This window comes from Thalassotalea psychrophila (assembly GCF_031583595.1).
In the GTDB taxonomy this organism is placed as follows: domain Bacteria; phylum Pseudomonadota; class Gammaproteobacteria; order Enterobacterales; family Alteromonadaceae; genus Thalassotalea_A; species Thalassotalea_A psychrophila.
In genome coordinates this window covers 3,318,430-3,339,916 of sequence record NZ_CP134145.1, presented here as the reverse complement: position 1 = coordinate 3,339,916, position 21,487 = coordinate 3,318,430, and the positions used below count along the sequence as shown (strand labels likewise).

19 protein-coding genes and 1 other RNA gene are annotated in these 21,487 nt (G+C 37.6%); 15 read left to right on the top strand and 5 right to left on the bottom strand.

Going from position 1 to position 21,487, the window contains the following annotated elements:
- Positions 1–348: 348 nt before the first annotated feature.
- Together RGQ13_RS13705 and RGQ13_RS13700 are read left to right on the top strand one after the other, a co-directional pair.
- Positions 349–714, top strand: coding sequence for a VanZ family protein (locus RGQ13_RS13705; protein ID WP_348390305.1), 366 nt, complete (start codon positions 349–351; stop codon positions 712–714).
- A 13-nt stretch (positions 715–727) separates the two neighbouring features.
- The gene (locus RGQ13_RS13700; RefSeq protein WP_348390304.1) at positions 728–2,131 is read left to right on the top strand and encodes an undecaprenyl-phosphate glucose phosphotransferase; all 1,404 of its coding nucleotides are present in this window, start codon (positions 728–730) and stop codon (positions 2,129–2,131) included.
- Between the two features lie 538 nt (positions 2,132–2,669).
- On the opposite strand, the gene RGQ13_RS13695 is transcribed toward RGQ13_RS13700, so the two are convergent.
- Positions 2,670–3,203: an outer membrane beta-barrel protein gene (locus RGQ13_RS13695; RefSeq protein ID WP_348390303.1), complete on the bottom strand. Its 534-nt coding sequence runs from the start codon at positions 3,201–3,203 to the stop codon at positions 2,670–2,672.
- 183 nt (positions 3,204–3,386) lie between these two features.
- Between RGQ13_RS13695 and RGQ13_RS13690 the strand changes: the two genes are divergently transcribed.
- Complete coding sequence (locus RGQ13_RS13690) at positions 3,387–5,522, top strand: YjbH domain-containing protein (protein ID WP_348390302.1); 2,136 nt, start codon at positions 3,387–3,389, stop codon at positions 5,520–5,522.
- A gap of 356 nt (positions 5,523–5,878) precedes the next feature.
- A complete protein-coding gene (locus RGQ13_RS13685) occupies positions 5,879–6,916 on the top strand; it encodes a hypothetical protein (RefSeq protein WP_348390301.1) in 1,038 nt (345 codons plus the stop codon).
- Between the two features lie 322 nt (positions 6,917–7,238).
- Here RGQ13_RS13685 and RGQ13_RS13680 read toward each other — a convergent pair whose 3' ends face one another.
- Positions 7,239–7,874: an outer membrane beta-barrel protein gene (locus RGQ13_RS13680; RefSeq protein WP_348390300.1), complete on the bottom strand. Its 636-nt coding sequence runs from the start codon at positions 7,872–7,874 to the stop codon at positions 7,239–7,241.
- Positions 7,875–8,230: 356 nt separating this feature from the next.
- Here RGQ13_RS13680 and RGQ13_RS13675 point away from each other — a divergent pair, with 356 nt between their 5' ends.
- Entirely contained in the window at positions 8,231–9,397 is a 1,167-nt protein-coding gene (locus RGQ13_RS13675) for a nucleotide sugar dehydrogenase (RefSeq protein WP_348390299.1), read from the top strand.
- Between the two features lie 180 nt (positions 9,398–9,577).
- Here the strand turns inward: RGQ13_RS13675 and RGQ13_RS13670 are convergent, their stop codons facing one another.
- Entirely contained in the window at positions 9,578–9,925 is a 348-nt protein-coding gene (locus tag RGQ13_RS13670; protein ID WP_348390298.1) for a four helix bundle protein, read from the bottom strand.
- Between the two features lie 300 nt (positions 9,926–10,225).
- Here RGQ13_RS13670 and RGQ13_RS13665 point away from each other — a divergent pair, with 300 nt between their 5' ends.
- From RGQ13_RS13665 to RGQ13_RS13620, 10 genes are all read left to right on the top strand, one after another.
- Positions 10,226–11,668, top strand: a complete 1,443-nt coding sequence (locus RGQ13_RS13665; RefSeq protein ID WP_348390297.1) for a YcjX family GTP-binding protein — start codon at positions 10,226–10,228, stop codon at positions 11,666–11,668.
- Positions 11,665–12,693 carry a YcjF family protein gene (locus RGQ13_RS13660; protein ID WP_348390296.1) on the top strand — a complete coding sequence of 343 codons (1,029 nt, stop codon included), beginning with the start codon at positions 11,665–11,667 and terminating at the stop codon, positions 12,691–12,693. The genes RGQ13_RS13665 and RGQ13_RS13660 overlap by 4 nt, the downstream gene beginning before the upstream one ends.
- A gap of 243 nt (positions 12,694–12,936) precedes the next feature.
- Complete coding sequence (gene phhA / locus RGQ13_RS13655) at positions 12,937–13,785, top strand: phenylalanine 4-monooxygenase (RefSeq protein ID WP_348393410.1); 849 nt, start codon at positions 12,937–12,939, stop codon at positions 13,783–13,785.
- An 8-nt stretch (positions 13,786–13,793) separates the two neighbouring features.
- Positions 13,794–14,132 carry a 4a-hydroxytetrahydrobiopterin dehydratase gene (locus RGQ13_RS13650; RefSeq protein WP_348390295.1) on the top strand — a complete coding sequence of 113 codons (339 nt, stop codon included), beginning with the start codon at positions 13,794–13,796 and terminating at the stop codon, positions 14,130–14,132.
- A gap of 278 nt (positions 14,133–14,410) precedes the next feature.
- Complete coding sequence (locus RGQ13_RS13645) at positions 14,411–15,961, top strand: sigma-54-dependent transcriptional regulator (RefSeq protein ID WP_348390294.1); 1,551 nt, start codon at positions 14,411–14,413, stop codon at positions 15,959–15,961.
- Positions 15,962–15,964: 3 nt separating this feature from the next.
- Positions 15,965–16,606, top strand: a complete 642-nt coding sequence (maiA, locus tag RGQ13_RS13640) for a maleylacetoacetate isomerase (protein WP_348390293.1) — start codon at positions 15,965–15,967, stop codon at positions 16,604–16,606.
- 388 nt (positions 16,607–16,994) lie between these two features.
- Positions 16,995–17,867: a DUF3014 domain-containing protein gene (locus tag RGQ13_RS13635; protein WP_348390292.1), complete on the top strand. Its 873-nt coding sequence runs from the start codon at positions 16,995–16,997 to the stop codon at positions 17,865–17,867.
- A 36-nt stretch (positions 17,868–17,903) separates the two neighbouring features.
- On the top strand, positions 17,904–18,494 hold the full coding sequence (locus tag RGQ13_RS13630) for a 1-acyl-sn-glycerol-3-phosphate acyltransferase (protein WP_348390291.1): 591 nt from the start codon (positions 17,904–17,906) through the stop codon (positions 18,492–18,494).
- 110 nt (positions 18,495–18,604) lie between these two features.
- Positions 18,605–18,701, top strand: an RNA gene (gene ffs, locus RGQ13_RS13625) — signal recognition particle sRNA small type.
- Positions 18,702–18,877: 176 nt separating this feature from the next.
- Positions 18,878–19,585: a DUF6445 family protein gene (locus RGQ13_RS13620; protein ID WP_348390290.1), complete on the top strand. Its 708-nt coding sequence runs from the start codon at positions 18,878–18,880 to the stop codon at positions 19,583–19,585.
- A 17-nt stretch (positions 19,586–19,602) separates the two neighbouring features.
- Here the strand turns inward: RGQ13_RS13620 and priC are convergent, their stop codons facing one another.
- Together priC and RGQ13_RS13610 are read right to left on the bottom strand one after the other, a co-directional pair.
- Positions 19,603–20,244 (bottom strand): primosomal replication protein PriC, encoded by a 642-nt coding sequence (gene priC / locus RGQ13_RS13615; RefSeq protein WP_348390289.1) that lies wholly within the window; start codon positions 20,242–20,244, stop codon positions 19,603–19,605.
- Positions 20,245–20,253: 9 nt separating this feature from the next.
- Positions 20,254–21,030 carry a TSUP family transporter gene (locus tag RGQ13_RS13610; protein ID WP_348390288.1) on the bottom strand — a complete coding sequence of 259 codons (777 nt, stop codon included), beginning with the start codon at positions 21,028–21,030 and terminating at the stop codon, positions 20,254–20,256.
- Positions 21,031–21,487: the final 457 nt, after the last annotated feature.

Sequence of the window (21,487 nt, the reverse complement as noted above, 5' to 3'; positions counted from 1 at the left end):
TTTTCCTGATGAAGGTCAGGATCATATTTAATCCTTAACTGAACGGTGTTGTTCGCAAGCGGGGAACCATAATAGAAAGCACCTAGCTAGATCGACAATTGCTCCTACATTGTTCTCAGCACTTGTTCCCGACAATGCTCTATCTCCTATATCCATATCGTCGTACCTACGTACATTCATGCACTAGTTGGACACAATGACGATATTTTAGAAAAATTTAGTCAATGAATTATCCAGATTACGCTAATTATTTTTAATTTGTTTGGATCTATTCGGGTAATTAGTGAAATTTGTTGACGTACTCTTTTAGAAAGTGACAAGCTAGCTTGTCGCTTGATTGGAATCCCTATGTTAAAAAAAGTCACTAGATTTCACTTTAAAGTGCTTTTTGTGGTTTGTTTACTCTCGGTAAGTTATTTAGCGCTGATGCCAATTGCTGAACTTCCAAATATTTCAAGTTACGATAAAGCAAATCATTTTATTGCATTTTTCGTACTTTCTGTTTTGCAGAGCTTTTGTTATACAAAGTCAAGAAATGTAAATGTTATGGCCTGGTTGTTTGTATATGGTATGTTATTAGAAGTATTACAGGGAACTACCACATTTAGGCACTTTTCATACCTTGACTTACTCGCCGATGTTTTCGGCATTGTAGTTGGTTTAATTCTTACCACAACTCTATGGCCTTATTTAAGACCGAATAAAATTAATTAAAAAATAAGACGTTATGAAACACGGAATACTACAAACCCACGCCTCACTGATCACCTTTTTTAGTCAGCTCATAGATTTATTTATAATCCCGCTATTTTTGTATGGGAGTGTTTATTTTATGGGCTCAGAGCTTTTACCATTGTCATTGGTTGTTGGTGCATTAATCGCCACCATGTTTTTTCAATTTATGGCGAGTGTGCGCGGCCTTTATTTAAGTATGCGCGGTGAAAGTATTGAAACTGAATTTTTTAAATGTTTTAAATATTGGACCGTTGCATTTCTACTTGCTGCGGTCGTAATGAGTGCGTTTATTAAAGATGGTAATAGTATCAGCTTTGCATTTCTTACATGGTATGTATCAGTTGTAGTTTATTTCCTATTATCTCGTGTAAGTATGAGGGGGTTCCTTCGTTACATACGTCGCAAAGGCTATAACCAGCGCAACATTGTTATTGTTGGTGCGGGTGATGTTGGAATAAAACTTGCCGATAATATTTATCAGTCATCTGAGCTTGGGCTAAAAGTAGTTGGTTTTTATGATGACGAAGCGCAAGGATTAATTGAAACCAAACAACAAGGGTTAGAAGTTGCTGGCAATTTAAATGATTTACTTAATGATGCTAAATTAATGAACTTTGATCGCATTTACATAACCTTGTCTATGCGCCATATGCCTTATATTAAAGATATGGTTGAAGCTTTGGCTGACACTACTTGCTCTGTAGTTTTTGTACCTGATATGTTCGCTTTTGATTTGTTAAATTCAAGAATGGGCCATTTAAATGGCATCCCTACTATTTCAATTTACGACACACCAATGGAAGGTGCTAACCGTTTAGTTAAGCGTATTGAAGATATGGTACTGTCGGCAATTATATTAACCTTAATTAGCCCTATATTATTAATAATTGCTATTGCGATTAAAGTAACATCACCAGGACCTGTTTTGTTTAAACAAAATCGTTACGGTATTGATGGCAAGCCTATAAATGTTTGGAAGTTTCGTTCAATGACTGTTGCCGATAATGGTGACAAAATAGTACAAGCAACAAAAGGCGATGCTCGTATTACACCGTTAGGGGCATTTTTAAGAAAAACTTCGTTAGATGAGTTACCACAGTTTATTAACTCTTTTAATGGTGAAATGTCGATTGTTGGTCCTCGCCCGCATGCTGTTGCTCATAATGAAGAATACCGCAAACTAATCGGTGGTTACATGCTACGCCATAAAGTAAAACCAGGTATAACCGGTTGGGCGCAAATAAATGGTTGGCGTGGTGAAACCGATACGCTAGATAAAATGGAAAAACGTATTGAGTTTGATTTAGAATACATTTCAAACTGGTCTCTGGTTTGGGATTTAAAAATTATTTTTTTAACAATATTTAAAGGGTTTGTTAATAAGAATGCGTATTAAGCGACCATAGGTCGTTCTCGCACAGGCGTAACACCGATCAGTTAAGAGTTAAATAAGATCCTGACCTTCGTCTAACACCGTTCAGTTAAGGAACTAAGTTTTTTATCTGTTTATTGAAGCATCGATTTCCTCTGTGGTTTATTTGACTTTTAGAGCTGAAACCATTGAACCACCGAGGTGTTACGCACTTCACCGAGGCACTTCGTGTTACACCGAGAACAACGGAAAATAGTATCTAATTTTCCTGACGAAGGTCAGGATCTTATTTAATCCTTAACTGAACGGTGTTGGACCTTCGTTAGAATGACAAAATTGTAGTAGAACTATGCTCAATACCGTCTTTCTGAACTTGTTTCAGAATTTTAAGTCCCTGAACTGAAGGGGGGTACACGTAGGCGGGGATCCATTAGATAGCTGCAAAGTTCCAAGTTAGAAAGCTATGAGATTAACATAGTCATCCCCGTGAATACGTGGAGCATTATTGATAAACACAAAAAACCGGCTTACGCCGGTTTTTTTGTTTATCACTTGCTAAGTTTTAAAACTTATAGGTTACGCCAGCGCTTAATCCACCAAATGCTGAATCGGCTTCATCAACATAATTAATTAATTCCGCATTAAATGAAATTCTGTCGGTCATCTTGTAATTAACACCAGCGCCAACAGAGGCACCTGATAAACTTGCTGTATGGTTATTGTTGGTATTGGCTATTTCTGCACTAGTAAAACCAAGTAATGCATAAACATCAAAGTTTTTGCTTAAAGGTATCGTAGCAACACCGTATATACCGGCTAAATTATCTAATTCATTGTTTACACCATTTACGTTGTAATCACTAAAACCAGTACCCAAACGTGCTTCAACTGCTAGGTTAGTCGCGAAAGAATAACCAAAGCGCGCAATTAACATTGAAGGTTCAATTTCTTCAAAGCTGTCTCCGCTATGCAGTCCATGGGTGAGTTGTAAGCCTAAATACATGTTGTTTTTTGGCTCTGTTGTTGGAAAAACCTCGGAAGAGGCAAAGGCTGTTGTGCTAGTTAATAGTAATAAAGTAAGGAGTGATTTTTTCATTTAGGTCACGATTAAATTAAATTTGTTATTAGCGGCTAATATTACGCGTATGGCTTGTATCTAACTGTCGTTAATCGTATGAATTGGTAACCGCTGTAATAATAATGTTGATTGCTTGTTGATATATTTATAAGTAAAATAATTGTCATATTAAAATAACAATAACCGCACAGTTTCAGGGATATGAAAAAACAATTTTTAACCTCTTGCATATTATTAGCCTTTGCTAATTCAGCTCAAACTCAATTTTTACTTAATGAAACAGAAAGCAAACCTTCCTCAATAAATAACAGTTATTCAATGCAGGCGTTTACTGGGGTGTTTAACACCCCTACAGCTGAAGTAATTAATTGGGGGGATTTTGGCTTTAGTTATTCAGATAACTATTTTGATCAAGGTAATACGGAATTATATGATAAAGGTTTTCAAAATTATCATGATTTAAAGTTTGGAGTTGGAATTTTACCTGGGCTTGAAGTAGTTGCACGACTGGCAACTGAAACTTGGGCTTGTAATGGTATTACTGAAGGAGGCTGCGGCACTCGTGATTTATCGGGTTCTATTAAATGGCAAATACCGTTTATCCCCAAAGACTGGTTCAGTTTGGCAATTGGTGGCCAAGATGTTGGCGGCTCGGTGGTTAAATCTGAGGCTTATTATGTTAGTGCTTCTAAAGAGTTTACTTTTTCATCTATTGGGGCTGTACGTACAAGTTTAGGTGTTGCTACTTCAGATAATGCCATTGGTTATATGGATGGGGCAATTGGCTCTGTTGAGTATCAACCGTTTGAGGTATTACAAGTTGCAGCAGAATATGATGCGAATGCGGTTAATGTTGGCGTAAAAGCGTTTGCGCCTGATTCATGGTTGCCTAATGGTTGGGATTTATATGTAAGCGCGCACTTGTACTCTAGTGATGATGAGCATAATGAACGGGATGCTTGGTTTAATTTTGGTATAAGCGTACCGCTTGGGGCTGGAAGTGCCACAGAGGATCGTTCTTTGGCTTTTAGTAGTGATGAAGCTTATCGGGTTGAGATGCTTGGTGAAGTAGAAGGGCTAAGTACTAAGGGGGAAGGTGAAAACGAATACATGGGTTCCCGCCTTCGCGGGAATGACGGGGGAAAGCACGGGAATGATGGTATTAATGAACGCGTTGCTATGTTGGCGCAACGCCTTGAGAACGAGGGTTTTGAAAGTGTTTCTTTAGGATTGTCTGGCGACGATGTCCTTATTCGTATTGAGAATAATATTTATAACCAAAATGAAATGGATGCGATTGCGGTTGTACGTCATTTATCATTAGTTGCACTGGGTGATGTGCAAGGGACAATTGAATTAACAAACTCTGGTGTTGTTAGTTACGCTGAAGCATTACGTGGTGGAGATCCTGAAACAAGTTCAGGAAGTAGTGAAACTGGTATCTTTGCTGGTTGGTTTGGTGATGATTCTGTTAATTGGCTAGTTAAAAATGAAAGTTCTACCCATTTTACTCCAAGGTTAATACTTGCCCCAGAACTTAAGTCATTAGTGGGTACTGAGTACGGTGCATATGATTATGAAGTTGCTATTAGCTCTCGTTTGCAAATGAGTTTATGGGATGGTGGCGTTATTGAAGTACGCCACTTGTCTGACTCTGTGGTGAATAGCGATGACTTTGATGGTGGCGAGTACTATCAAAAGAAATATGGCTTGGATGAAGGCATTGATACTCGCTTATTTCATCAAACCTTTGTGTTGCCATTTAATGTATTTACTAAGTTTAGCTTTGGACGTGTTTATGGCGACCATGACGGTTTATTAAATGAAACTCGCTGGGCTGATAATACTAATACGCATAGGGTAACTACGTTAGTTGGTGATTTTGAAAATGATATTTGGGTTTGGGGCGGTAAAAAAACAATTAAGCAGCAACCCAAACTAGTTAAGTACCGTTACCGATATCACCCACTTAATTGGGATATAGAATTAACCGCTGGTGAATATTGGCATGGCGATAAAGGTTTTACCTTACGCTCGCTACACTGGTTTAACAATGTGCAAGTTGGTGTTCGTTATAAGCGTACCAAATTTGACGATGCCGATGGCGGCGAAGAAGAAGACTTTTTAGCGCTTGGTTTTAGTATTCCACTAAACTTTGGCAAATCAATGAAGCCTAATTACGGTGTGCAAGTAATGGGTACTGAACAATGGGATTACTATATTGAAACATCCCTTACTGAAGAAAACACCGGTAATACGATTAAGTCTGGGTTTGGTAAGGAGCCAAGCCTTTATCATAACTTGAATAGAGCTTACTTTAACCGCGATAGGTATTAGTTACGAATACGGTACTTTGTACCTTCGCTACTTCGAGTACGTCACTGCGTGACTTCGAATACGTAGCTTCGCTATTTCGGATACGGTACTTCGTACCTTCGGATACGCTGCGCTTCGATAGTTCATTCGTGATTCGAAGTGAAACGCATTCGGAGCAAAGCGTATTTGTAACTGAAGATGTAAAATTACATTGTACAAACTTAAAATAAACAACAACTAAGGGTTGTCGTCTTCGTTGTTGTTTTATATTATATTACATACTTGTAATAATTTTTTACAAGTTGTGCTCAGGGCTTAAACACATGGCACCCATGTGTTAAACGGATTTACTCACTTAAATAAAGAAATATAAAAAAATGTTAACTACAAAATTAAAAAAACTTTCAGGCTTAATGCTATTAGGAGCCAGTTTAACGCTAACTGGGTGTGATTTATTTGATAATGATTCTGATGATTCTCCATCAGGCACATTAGCTACTTTTTCTGGTAACGCCTTAAAAGGTGTTTTAGCTAACGCAGATGTAAACTTATACCACTACACAGATATTACTAACGCTGTACTTTCTACAACTACAGATGAAAATGGTGACTACGAACTGAGTGGTTTATTGGATGATGCTGGTGTTTACTTAATTAGTGTTACTGCCAACGACAACACAACAATGCTATGTGACGTTGAAAACTGTGGCACAGCAGATGCGCCAATTGCTTTTGGTGAAACAGTACCAAGTGCTTCATTAGCAGGTGTTGAACTTAGTAATGTAACTTATGTAGATGATGCAGAAGAAGCAGTAACAGTTAACGCTCAAGTTAATGCGGTTACATCAATTGCGACTGAACTTTATGTTTCTAACCTAGAAACAACTAACCCTGATTTAGGTGCTATCACTGCTGATGATTTCACTGCAAGCCAAACTGCTGTAACTAAAACGGTTGCTGCGATATTTGGTGTAGAAGTAACAGCCCATACCAACGTATTTACTTTAGAGTTACCAAACCTGAATGACCCTGAAGAAACTGCTGCTGCTGATGCTTCTGAGTCTGGTTTTGCCATTATTAATGCGGCGGTTACTACTTCGACTAGTGATAATATTGCCGAATCAATTGCTACTATTGTTGAGACAGCTGTAGTGCTTACTGAAACGGACTCTTCAGATCCTGCTTACCAAGAAGCAGCAAGTGCTTGGGAAGACGTTCAGGCAGATGTTATGGCAGAAGCTGTTGTAGTTTCACAAAACCCTGAAATTACTCTTTCTGAAGAAGCTGCTGAAGCAGTTACTGAAATTGAAGATGCAGCTAATGAAGGTGTAGACTTAGAAGAGATTGAAGATGCTGTTGAAGATGCAGAAGACACTGTTGGTAACCCAACGGGTGGAGAAAGTGGCGGCGCTTAATAGACTCTAGTTTCGAATACGGCGCTTTGCGCCTTCGAATACGTAGCTTCGCTACTCCGAGTACGCTAACGCTTCGAGTTTGGAATGAAATGTATTCGTGATTCGTATCAAAGAGTATATGTAAATTTAAAAAACCAGTGCTAATTGCACTGGTTTTTTGTTTCTAATACGCTAACGCTGCGCCTAGTTACGAATACATCACTGCGAGATTTCGAATATGTAGCTTCGCTACTTTGAATACGCTATCGCTTTGATAGTTGCTTCGTGATTCGGAGTGAAACGTATTCGAAGGCGCAGAGCGCCGTATTCGTACCTAGTTAGTTTAAAAACTGATCCGAAACCCTCCTGATATTTGCCCATAATCTACATCACTACCATCAACATATATCATAGCTTCAAGTATCCATCTTGCTCGGTTATTTATTTTGTATTCAATACCAGCACCAAGGCTTGGGCCGGTTTCGCTAAATTCCTTTTTGATATTGGATTGGTTTTGATTTGTTTCTTGGGGAATTGTGCTTGAAACTCCGCCAAGGCTAGGTGGGGAGGGGATGTCATTTTCAATACTGTGTTGGTTTTGTATAATCTCTAGGTCGGTAATACCAGCAATAGCAAATAGGTTTAATTTTTTTTGTACTGGGTAGGTATATACTGCATAAATTCCCATTAAGCTGTCTAACTCTCGATCAAATGAATCTATTTCATCTTCCGATAAGCCACTCGCGTATCTTACTTCAAACCCTATGTTACTGGTGTAGTTATAGCCTAGTCTAGCTGTTAATGTTGTTAAGGCGAACTCACTAAACGAGTCTTCTACATGTATACCGTGGCCAATTGATAAGCCTAAATAATATTGCTGGTTTGGTTGGAAATTATTGTATTCATATGTTTGAGCGTAAACGGAAATTGATAACAAAAACGCTATCGTAAGAGTAGTTAGTTTAGCGAAAGAATTCACAGTGAAACTCCTGAATTTTTTATTTTTACATTGAATTAATCATAGACGATCTTTTCTTTAGTTTCGAATACGTCACTACGTGACTTCGAATACGTTTCGCTTCGATAGCTGCTTCGAAATGAAAAGTATTCGTAGTGCAACGTATTCGAGATTCGTAACTAAGGTATGTATTCATAGTGCAACGCATTCGGAGGCGCAGAGCGTCGTATTCGTAATTGAATTCATTCGATATTCTGTGCTGTTTTGTATTTTAATTCGGAGGTACGAAGTACCGTATTCGAAGTGGAACGTATTCGTAATTCGTACCTAATGTATGCTAAACTTCAGCGCATAAAAAATAAGGACTTTTAAGAAACATGAAAATTGCAATTGCCGGCACCGGCTATGTAGGTTTATCTAATGCTATGTTATTAGCGCAACACAACGAAGTGGTTGCGGTAGATATTATACCCGAGAAAGTAGAGTTACTTAATAAACGCCAATCTCCCATTGTAGATACTGAAATTGAAGATTTTTTAGCAAATAAAGACATTAATTTTAATGCCACTTTAGACAAAACCATTGCTTATAAAAATGCTAAGTTTGTGGTTATTGCTACCCCTACAGATTATGACCCAGTATCAAACTATTTTAATACCAGCTCAGTTGAAGCGGTTATAAAAGACGTTTTAGCGATAAACCCTGATGCAGTAATGGTAATTAAGTCAACGGTTCCTGTTGGCTTTACTGAGGAGGTTAGAGCTAAATATAACTGTACTAATATTATCTTTTCACCTGAGTTTTTACGTGAAGGTAAAGCGCTTCATGATAATTTGTATCCATCTCGCATTATTGTTGGTGAAGAAAGTGAACGTGCGAGTATTTTTGCCAACCTGTTGGTGCAGGGCGCAAAAAAAGAAAATATTGATGTGTTATATACACAATCTACCGAAGCTGAAGCAGTTAAGTTATTTTCAAATACTTATTTAGCGATGCGCGTAGCGTATTTTAATGAATTAGATTCTTATGCTGAAGTTCATGGTTTAGACTCAAAACATATTATTGAAGGCGTTGGTTTAGACCCTCGTATTGGTAACCATTACAATAACCCTTCATTTGGTTATGGTGGTTACTGTTTACCAAAAGATACTAAACAACTTAGAGCTAACTACCAAGATGTGCCTAATAACATTATTAGTGCCATTGTTGATGCCAATACCACCCGCAAAGACTTTGTTGCCGACTCTATTATTGCTAAAGGGCCAAAAGTCGTTGGTGTGTATCGTTTAATTATGAAGTCTGGCTCTGATAATTTTAGAGCTTCATCAATACAAGGCATTATGAAACGCATTAAAGCTAAGGGTATTGAAGTAGTTATCTATGAACCTGTGCTAGAAGAAGATGAGTTTTTTAATTCTAAAGTATATAGCGACTTAGATGCGTTTAAAGCTATATCTGATGTGATTGTTTCGAACCGCATGGCGGAAGAATTGGTTGATGTTGCTGACAAAGTTTATACCCGTGACTTGTTTGGTTCAGATTGAACCTTAGATACGAATACGGTACATCGTACCTCCGGATACGCTATCGCTTCGAATACGTAGCTTCGCTTCTTCGAATATGTCACTGCCGGACTCCGAAGACGCTGCGCTTCGATAGCTGCTTCGTAATGAAATGTATTCGTAGTGCAACGTATTCGAAGGCGCGGAGCGCCGTATTCGTAACTAAAGTTTAGTTTTCAAATATTTCATGAAGCCGCCTATCATTTTTGAAATTTCTTCAGACTCTTTAAGCCAGGCATCACCACTTTCTTTTGAAATGTAGCCTACTTTCATCCCTACATAGGTTTGTGTTTTGAACTCACCAAGAGAGCCTTTCGCTATTGTTAAAAAGCGAAACTTTTCTTGTGGGGTATACCTTTCTAATCCTTCGGCAATATTGCTGGGGACAGAAAGGCACGAGCGGGTGATTTGATCTTTAAAGCCATAGTCTTTCAATGATGCAAGAGACTTGTAGACAGTGCTACTTAATTCACAGCTACGCTGCCATAGATCTAAGTTTTCGTATTGCATAGTAATATCCTTATAGATGAGCTGCACAGCCTGTGCATAAAAATAAGCATAGACGATTATTTCGAATACGGTACTTCGTACCTTCGGATACGCTACACTTCGGATACGCCCCGCTCCGAAGACGCTGCGCTTCGATAGCTGCTTCGTGATTCGGAATGCAATGTATTCGAAGTGCAACGTATTCGTAATTTGCACCTATTATTATTCGTAACTCGAAACGAATTCTCTATGGCAAGTTTTAAGCTTTTGTTTTACATTATATATTCACCATATAGATAGGCGCTTTTATCGCGTGAACCGATGGCCATAATTAATAAAAAAACAATTAAAAATCTAAAGCAACGGGTAAAAGATTCCACTAAAGAATTGTTCAATAGAAGCCTTGATCAGCATATAAACCTAGCTGTAACCGGGTTGTCGCAAAGTGGTAAAACTGCATTTATTACCTCTTTAGTTAATCAGCTGGTTAATGAAGGTAATGGCAAACCGTTAACCTTTTTTAATGTTGTTCATGAAGGTCGTTTTATTGCGGCTAAGCGTGTTCCGCAATCAAACTTACACATCAGCCGTTTTGATTATGACGGCGCAATGCAAAACTTGGGACAAGATGAACCTATCTGGCCAGAGCCCACTAAAAATATTAGTGAATTACGTTTAGCCATTCGTTATTACCCTGATCAATCACTATTAAAATATGCCAAAGAAATGGCGACTTTGTATGTTGATATTACCGATTATCCAGGTGAGTGGTTGCTTGATTTGCCCATGCTGAATCAAACCTTTGAAGAATGGTCTCAGTACATGGGCGATTTGTTGTTACAAGAGCCGCGAAAAGAGCTAGCCGCCGACTTTTTAACAAAGCTGGAAGAAATTGATCCTTTAGGGCCGGTGAATGAAGATTTATTGGCTGAACTTGCTAGTGAATATACCGAATTATTATTAAAGTTTAGGCACGAGCTAGGGCTTTCTGTTATTCAGCCTGGGCGTTTTATATTACCCGGGGAGCATGAAGGCGCGCCTATTTTGCAATTTGTGCCTTATCCGTTTTTTAACGATGTAGAAAAAAATGAATACCAGTCAGCAGGGCAAGATACCTTTATTGGTATGCTTAGAGCTCGATATTTAGAATACCGTGAGCGCATAGTACGGGAGTTTTATAAAAAACACTTTGTTAAATTTGACCGTCAAATTGTCTTGGCCGATTGTTTAACGCCATTAACCAATGGCCCGCATGCGTTTAATGATTTACAACAAGCAGTAGCGCTTATTTTAGAAAGCTTTGCCTATGGAAAAGCCAATATCCTTACCAGGTTGTTTTCGCCTAAAATTGATAAGTTATTATTTGCCGCTACGAAAGCTGATCATATTACTGGTGAGCAACATACAAATTTAACCGCGTTACTGGAACAGTTAGTTTATAAAGCGAAAAAAACACTAAGTTTTGATGCAATAAAAATGAAAACCCTTGCCATTGCCTCGGTGCAGACTACCCAGCAAGGTAAAAGCGAATATCAGGGTAAGTCATTGTCGGTATTAAAAGGTAAACGCTTAGATACGCAAAAATCAATTACCGTCTACCCTGGCGCGGTACCAGCAAAGTTGCCGAGCAAAGAGTATTGGACTGAACAAGGGTTTAAATACATCGCCTTTAAACCTATGAATAAAATTGCAGAGCATGAAGCGTTGCCAAATATTAGAATAGATCAGGTGTTACAGTTTTTATTGGGAGATAAATTAAAATGAGTCAGGAAAACGATAAATATGAACAGCAAATTTTATTTAATGAAGGGCCTGACTTAACCAATGTACAAGCGGATTTAAATAACCAACCTGAAAATCAGGTGATTTTACCCGAAGCTGCGTGGCAACCCGTTGATGAAAGCTTTAGCGACGATGTAATTGAGCTCAAAAAATCTAAACCACGGTGGTTATGGCGAGTCGTTGGAGTATCATCTTTAGCGCTGCTAAGTTATGAGCTAATCGACTTTTTGATCACTGGCTTTAGTAGCTCGCCAATAATTACTGCCGTTTATTCAGTGTTTTTTGCGGCTATTGCCGGTATTTCTGGTTTGGCGTTATTAAAAGAATTAAGAGGGTTAAGACAGTTTAAACGCCAAACTAAAAATCAGCATAAAGCTGCGCAGCTGCTCGCCAATGAAACACTTTTTGATGCTAAAACATTTTGTCAAAAAATTAGCCTGAAATTACCTTCTGATGCAGTGGATGAACACCAACAAACGTTTGAAGAAAACATTGGAGAAGAGTTAACCGAACAAGAAGTATTGCACCTGTATTCTAAACAAGTATTAAGCCATGTAGATGAACAAGCGTTAAATCAGGTAGCCAAGTTTTCGACCGAAGCCGTTGTATTAGTAGCAGTAAGCCCTGTCGCTATTATTGATATGTTGGTGTTAATGTGGCGCAACTTGCGCATGCTGGATAAAATTGCTGGCTTATATGGCGTTAGGCTTGGCTATTGGAGCCGCCTGAAATTAATTAAACATGTATTTACCAACATGGCCTACGCGGGTGCTAGTGAAATAATTGCAGACGTTGGCTTAGATTTATTAGGCGTTGAAACACTAGGTCGGTTATCAACCCGTGCTGCGCAGGGCCTAGGTGCGGGAATGTTAACTGCTCGCTTAGGAATTAAAACAATTAATCTGTGTAGACCAATTCCATTTACTGATAATCCACCAGGCATAAGCCAAGTTCGCCAGCAAGTAATTAGCCAAGTTAAAGGGCTGTTAACCGCAAAAGTTAAGTGATAGCAATCAGTATAATGCTCTCTTCATTAACTAACTTACTGAAAATCAGACAATGTTAATACCCTGTAAAGATATTAATACAGGTTTTCAGTAATATTTCCATGGTAAAAATTTCTCATCTAGAACCACTTCTTATAGTCTTAGGTCCAACTAATAAATAGGCTTAACCGATCAAAATAGATTTGTTCGAGCCTATGATCTCAATGGGGGTTACATAAACAAATAAAGTTTTATTTGTTTTGAATAAACTCATGTAGGAACAAAAGGACAATATACATGGCGAAGGCAACTTCATATGTTTCTAAACCAGCCGATGAACATGGCTTTATCAATTGGACCGACGAAGAAAACTCTACTTGGCAAAAGCTTTATTCTCGTCAACTGGCATGCATAGAAAATAAAGCTTGTGATGAGTATGCAGAAGGCCTGAAAAAACTGAATTTACCAGAAGACCGTATACCTCAACTTGCTGAAGTAAGTGAAGTATTACTTAAAGAAACTGGCTGGCAGTGTTATCAAGTGCCAGCCTTAATAGGTTTTGGTGAGTTTTTTAAATTATTATCAGAAAGAAAATTCCCAGTTGCTACTTTTATTCGTAGCACTGAAGAGTTTGATTATTTACAAGAGCCAGATATTTTTCATGAAATATTTGGTCATTGTCCATTATTAACCAATCCATCTTTTGCTAACTTTACCCAGTTGTATGGTGAAATAGGATTAAATGCCAGCAAAGAAGATAGAGTGTATTTGGCGCGTTTATACTGGTTTACCATTGAGTTTGGTTTATTAAATACTAAAGATGGTTTACGTATTTACGGTGGCGGCATTATATCTTCGCCAGGTGAAACCTTATATGCCATGCATGATACTTCGGTAATTAGAAAAGAATTGGATAATGCTGAGCAGTTGGTTGATGTATATAGAACACCGTATAGAATAGATATAATGCAACCAATTTATTTTATGTTAAACAGCATTAAAGAATTAGACAAAATTGGTAAACTCGATTTACTAGCATTGGTAGAACAAGCTAAAAAGCTTGGTTTACATGAACCAATGTTTCCACCTAAAACAAAAGCAATAGCAAGTTAAGGATGCAAATGACAACTACATTAGCAAAACAAGAATGCGAAGCATGCCAAGTAGGCGCTCCAAAAGTTTCAGACGAAGAATTAGCACAACTAATTGGCCAAATACCTGATTGGGTACCAGAAGTGCGCAATGGTGTGATGATGTTAGAGCGTGTATTTAAATTTAAAAACTTTAAATTAGCGTTAGAGTTTACCAACAAGGTTGCTGAATTAGCTGAAGCTGAATTTCATCACCCGGCAATTACCACTGAATGGGGTAAAGTAACGGTAACATGGTGGACACACGCGATTAAAGGTCTTCATCAGAATGACTTTATATGTGCTGCTAAGACGGATGAACTACTTTAGGTACGAATACACCACTTTGTGGTTTCGAATACATTACTTCGTAATTACGAATACGTAGCTTCGCTACTCCGAATACATTTCATTCCGAATTACGAAGCCGTTATCGAAGCGCAGCGTATTCGGAGTGAAACGTATTAGAAGTGCAACGTATTCGAAGCGTCAGCGTATTGAAGTAAAGTTTTTTCAAAGACGATAAATATCTATTAGTATTTATCGTCTTTTTTGTTGTAAAATAAACTTTACAGCAAAATTAACTATTAAAAGTAGCGGAATATATAGTGCGTTTACAAATTGAATGTCAGGACAGGTTCGGTATAGCTCAGGAAGTATTAGCAATTTTCGTCGAGCGAGAAATTAATGTTAGAGGGATAGATGCGGTTACTGAATCTGGGCAAATATTTGTTCATATACCTGATTTAGATTTCAGCCAACTGCAAGACTTTATGCCACAGTTAAGGCTGATTGATGGTGTACTTGATGTTAAAACTACTACACATATGCCTTCAGAGCGCGAGCGTGAAGTTTTAGATACTATCGTTCGGACTTTACCCGATCCTGTTATTACTATTGACGCCAAAGCCGCCATTTATGGGGTTAATGACCTTGCGAAACAAAAAATTTCTGAAGATTTAAAAGACATTGTCGGCCAACAAGTGAGCCAATGGTTAAAGGGATTTAATTTTAACCGATACTTAGAATCTGAAGAGACATTACCGCATACCCGCAAATTAAAGTTTCTTGATGAAGACTATGTTGCCGATATTTTACCGGTGACTGTCGCTGGCGAAAGCGAAGATAAAGTGCTTGCTGGCGCTATTTTAATGCTTAAGTCTGAAGCCCGTCTTGGTCAACAAATAACCGCATTTAAGCATCCCAAAGATAATGATTTTGCTGGTATACAAGCAAGCTCTGCAATGATGCGAAAAGTGGTGCGAGAAGCCCGCCGAATGGCACACCTTGATTCTTCTATATTAATTATGGGAGAAACTGGAACCGGTAAAGAGTTATTGGCGCGCTCTTGTCATAATGCCAGTGACAGAGCAGATAGCCCGTTTGTGGTGTTAAATTGTGCTGCTTTACCTGATGACGTTAGTGAAACTGAATTGTTTGGTAAATTACTGAGCCAGACAGAAACTAAAAAAGGCATTTTTGAATTAGCCGATGGCGGCACTATCTTTTTAGATGAAGTGTCAGAAATGTCAGAAAAACTGCAATCTAAATTGATCAGAGTTCTAGAAAATAGCAGTTTTAGAAGAATTGATGACGAAAATGAAATAACCGTTAATATACGATTTATCAGCTCTACCAATAAAGATTTATTGGCGATGGTTGAAAAAAACGAATTTAGAGAAGATTTATATTATCGCTTAAACGTTTTAGGTCTTTCTATTCCACCGTTGCGCGATAGAAAACAAGATATTTTGCCGCTTGCCGACACATTTATTCGTAAATCGGCGCAGTTAAATCATCGCGCTAACGTTCAGTTTGATAAAAATTGTCGTGACTTTATTGAGCATTACCCTTGGCCTGGTAACGTTAGACAGCTTGAAAATGTAATTTTAAGAGCTGTATCGTTACTAGAAGGCGAAACGATCAGAATATCTAACTTACAACTGCCAAACTATACGCCAGATCATGGCTACCTTGAAGAAGAGTTTGAAGGCACACTAGAAGAAGTGGTTAAGGGCTTTGAGGCCGATTTACTGAGGAAATTATATCCCGCTTACCCAAGTACCAGACAATTGGCTAAAAAGCTTGGTTTAAGCCATACGGCAATTGCTAATAAGCTACGTGAATACAACATCAATAAAAAAACTGTGAAAATATAAAATATGATTAAGTTATATGGATACTGGCGCTCTTCAGCTGCTTATCGAGTGCGAATTGCATTAAATCTGAAAAAAATTGAGCATGAACTCGTTTCAGTTCATTTAGTAAAAGATGGTGGGCAGCAGCATAGTGACAGTTATGTCAAAATGAATCCAAGCCACCTGGTACCAACCTTGGTCGATGGTGATTTTAATTTAAATCAATCGCTAGCGATTATTGATTATCTTGAAGAAACAAATTCAAACGTTGCGCTTTACCCAAGAGATATAAAAAATAAAGCTTTAGTTAAAGCCCTAGCTTATGATTTAGCGTGTGAAATTCACCCACTAAATAATTTAAGAGTGCTGCAGTATTTATCAAATGAACTAAGCATTACTGTTGATCAAAAAACGGCTTGGTACCATCATTGGATCATCGAGGGCTTTTCTGCACTAGAGCTTCGTTTAGCAAAAACGTCTGGTCAATACTGCTTTGGCGATAACATTACCGTTGCTGACTTATGTTTGATCCCACAAATTTATAATGCCAAACGTTTTAATGTGGATATGTCAGCATTTCCATTAATTAATAAAATAGAAAGCAATTGCGCTAAATTACCTGCATTTATAGATGCAGAGCCTGAGAATCAAGCGGATGCCACTTAAGTTACGAATACGGCACTTCGTGCCTTCGGATACGGCGCTACGCGCCTCCTAATACGCAGGGGCTTCGAATACGTACCTTAGTGACGAATCTCGAATACGTTGCACTACGAATACAAACCTTAGTTTCGAATACGGCGCTTCGCGCCTCCTAATACGCTGAAGCTTCGATAACCACTTCGTAATTCGTAATTCGGAATGTAATGTATTCGAAGTAGCGAAGCTACGTATCCGAAGCGATAGCGTATTCGAAGTGAAACGTATTCGAAGTGAAACGAATTCGAAGCGTCAGCGTATTTGTATTTTTTCAAATAAAACAAAAAAACTTTAAACTTTTTTATGTTTTAGCTATCTTTAATATAAGCGTATTAAAATTTTTTAGGGTATCCAATTGTCAGACGTAAACTCAAATATAGAATCATCCGCCGCCAACAAAAATGCTTCGTCTACATTAGTATTTGTAATTATTATCGTGGTGGTAATTAGTGTGTTTGGCTATTTATTTTTACAAGGTGAAGAGCAAGAGTTAAAGCCAGTAGTTAAAGAAGAAGTTATTGCTGAGCCAGAAGTGATAGTGCCAGTTAAAACTGAAACAATAAGCGAGCCTGTACAAATAGAACAGCCTGTTGAAGTTGAGCCTGAAATTATAAAGCCCGTTCTACCTGATTTAGATGTAAGTGATGATTTTATTGTTGTTAAAGCCACCGAAATATCTTGGCGAAAAGAGTTGTTGGACTTAATAATAACAGACGATTTGGTACGCAGAATTGTTGTTTTTACTGATAATTTTTCTCGCGGTGAAATGGCGTATAGTCATTTACCTTTAAAACCATTAACTGGAAAGTTTTCAGTAAAACCAAGTGCTATTGAAACTGATGATAGCTACCAATTTAACGAGTCAAACTTTACTCGTTATGAAGACTACATTGAGTTACTGCATTCATTTGAACCCGAAGCCTTAGCGAACAATTTTATTGAAATAAAACCTTTATTTGAGCAAGCCTTTAGCGAATTAGGTTACCCCGATCAAACTTTTGAACAAGTGCTACACCTTGCAATTGACCGAATACTCGATTTTCCTGTGCCAGCAGAGCAGCCGGCATTGGTGCAACCAAGTGTGGTTTATAAATATCAAAATCCAGAGCTTGAAGAATTAGCTGCTGCCGATAAATTTTTATTGCGGTTAGGCAAAGAAAATTTATTACAATTAAAAGCCATCGCTTTAGCATTAGAAAATCAGCTTAGTCTACAAAGCATGCAGTGATTTATAATGAGTAAAGAGTTCGTTTAACGAAAAGTTATGGCTAATTTATCTAATTTTGTCCCGGTGAAAATACCTAGAACCAATAGACGCTTTATTAAATGGTGTAGCTGTCATTTACTAACGCTATTAGGTTGGCAGATTAGCGGTAGCTTTCCAAACGAGAAAAAATTAATTTTAGCGGTAGCGCCGCATACTTCAAACTGGGACTTTGTCATAGGCGTGATAGTAAAGCTGGCACTTGATTTAAAGTTAAATTTTCTTGGTAAAGATGCAATATTTATTTGGCCATTTAATATTTGGTTAGAATCCATTGGTGGTATCGCTATTGATAGAAAGTCAGCCCATGGTGTAGTAGGGCAAATGGTCGACAAGTTTGGACAGCAGGAAACGTTAGTACTCGCTTTAGCACCGGAAGGAACTCGTTCGAAAGTTCATGAATGGAAAAGTGGATTTTTACATATAGCAAATAAAGCTAACGTACCCGTACTACCTATTCAAATAGACTATAAAGGCAAACAAGTAATATTTTATCAAGCGCGTAACATAAGCGCCGATATTGATGACGAACTGCAAGATATCAAATCAATTTTCAGCAAGGATTGTGCAAAAAATCCGCATAATTTTTAACTGTTTTTAAAATTGGCTGCTTTTCAGTAAATAGCTCTTGCACACAACCTTACAATTAGCCATAATGCGCCTCGCTTTAGGTAAATTACCTATCGCCATTATGGTGCCTCTTTTGGTCCTCCCGCAATGATACTCTGTGAACTCGGCCAGGCCTGGAAGGGAGCAACCGCAGCAGACGACTCATGTGCCGGGATGTGGCTGAAAGAGGGGCCACCTCTTTCTTATACCCCCCTTTTTTCTCTTTATTTATCCATCAATATTAATGTTCTTAATATTGAAATTTAATTGCTATTGTTAAAATACTTAGCATGAAGAAAATCGTTTGAAATGCTATGGTTTTCTGCTAATTTAAGCTTAAGTTTTATTTTATAGATTTCCGTTTTATGCATGACAAATATACCGATGAATTAAATCTTCAAGATGTGCCTTTTGACGCCGCAACATTAAGCTATGAGAAACCTGAGTTAAATAAGAATTACTGGATTGTTGATGATTTTTTCTCTCAGAAAAAAGCAACTGAAATAGCAAATAGATGTTTTAACAAAAAGAAGTGGAAATTAGGCAAGCCGTATACAAACGAACTATGGCCAGGAATGAGATCCAAAAATGCTTTAAAGAAAAATGAGCTGTCCTTAGTTGAAGAATGGGCAAAGGAACAACTTGGTAAAAGCAAGCTATGGGTTGCAACTTCTAATGAAGTTGTAGTCGATAGTAATACGGCAATTTTGGTTGGGGCAAATGAAGGTGCTTCCCGTCCCCATGTAGATAATAGACAGTTATGCCAATACGGTGCTGTACTGTATTTAAGCCAGAAACCACAACCACACTCAGGTACTTCATTTTATCGACTTAAATACCCAAATGGAGCTGCAGGGGGAAATATTGTTAATGCACCGTATAATAATTTAGTAGATGCTTTAAAAACAACTAGCTTGCCACCTAGTGCTTGGTATGAAGACCTGAGTATAGAAAACAAATTCAATAGATTATTTCTCTTCAAAGGAAATATTGCACATAGCGCTTCAAGTTATTTTGGCCAAGATAAAAGAGACAGGCGATTAGCAGTTACGTTTTTTTGGATGGCAGAATAATACAGATTTTTAGTAGGTTATCTTTTTTCTGAATCTTCTATTTGCTTTTCAACATCGCTAATCGCTTTTCTGCATCGACCTAAACGTTGATGCAGAGTTAAGATCTCTTGCTGCATAGTTGCAGTGTCATGTTTTTTAGTTTTTGCTAATTCATGCTCTTTAATTCGGATCATTTCTTGCAAACGTCGCTCAAAACCTTGAAATTCAGCAAGTTTCGCATAAAGTTGATGCGATGACATTAATACTGCCTTTGCTTGGTTTTTAAATTTAGCTGTGTGTTTGGCTTTTGCTTGGGTTTTTTGTTTATTTAACCTGTTACGACGATCAAGTCGATATTCACTATCATGATGGCGACTGTCGTTCGATTTTATTGCGGTAATAAGTGACGAGATCTGTTCTTCTAACTCTGCCATTAACGCATCACAAAAATCTCTGTGTTTAGTGTTTAGTAATTGCTGTAAATGATCTAAGCGTTTTTGAGTGTATTTAACGTAGGCGTAATAACTAGAGCTGGTGATAGGAAATAATTTCTCATCAAACATTGCTTCATCTTGCAAATAATAATGTGATTTACGTTGCTTGTTAGCTTGATCTGCCGCATTGGCATCAGTTTCAAGCTGATCTAATATTGACTTTAATCGAGTTAAAGAACGTTCCATAAGTATCCTTTAAAACCAAGCCTGATAAGCAAGCTTTATTGCCATGATTATTACCACCGTAATAAATATAGGGCGGATGAACCTGCTGCCATAGCGAATAGCTGAATGGGCGCCAAGCCATGATCCTACTATCATAAACACTCCCATTGCCAAACCCAGCAAAAAGTTAACTTGACCAAAGTATATGAAGGTTAATAGAGATGTAAAGTTACTGATAAAGTTCATGCTTCTAGACAAGCCCGAGCTTAATAAAATGTTCATTTTATATAAAGCTAAAGAAGAAACGGTCCAAAATGTACCTGTTCCAGGCCCAGCAAAACCGTCATAAAAGCCCAACACAAAACCTTGTATGCTTTGCTTTATTTTTAATATTGCATTTGTCTTTGGCAAATTGGCCGATTCATTCAACGCTGATTGTGAGCACAAGGTGTATAAAGCACAAAGTAAGATAATAATAGGTAGCAACTTATTTATTAGCTCGGCACTAACAAAATTAACAATTATGGTGCCAACTAAAGCGCCAAATGCTGTTGCGATAGCCGCCATAATCCAAAATAGCGGGTTAAATAGTTTTTTTCGATAAAAAGTAACTGATGCGGTAAATGAGCTAAAACACGCGGCTAGCTTGTTTGTACCCAGGGCAATATGAGGGGGAAGACCTGAGGACAATAAAACTGGCACGGTTAACAAGCCACCCCCACCTGCAATTGCATCAATAAAACCTGCGATAAACCCAACTATAGATAATGTTAATAATAAGTAGGGATCTGAGAAAAGTTCAAACATGGGCAGATTAATGACTCTAAAACAATTGAAGTGTTAATTAGTTAACGGGATCTGAGTAAGGGTGACCTAATCCAATTAAAATAGCCAGAAAATAATATTATTTGTAATATTTTATCTTGGATTACCAAATAGATACTAAATGCTTATTATTTGTATAGAAAAGTGTCCATTAATATTTTAGGGATAATTTTCAATGACTTTTTTAGTTATTGTTTTTAAAGTAAAAATTAATTTCATCTAAAGTATAATTTATAGTAATAAGCCGTTTTTTATTATTCACATTTGTGCATAAATATTCTGAAACTTCATGTATTTATGCGGCCATTGCTTTGAAAGTTGTAACTAAAGTGTGTAGTTTTGTAAGAAAAATTAACTTTATGTAACTTATGTTGTTGACCTGTTAAATAAAATCGTTTTATTATCACTGTCGACAGATCAGGTCTAATGACCAAACAAT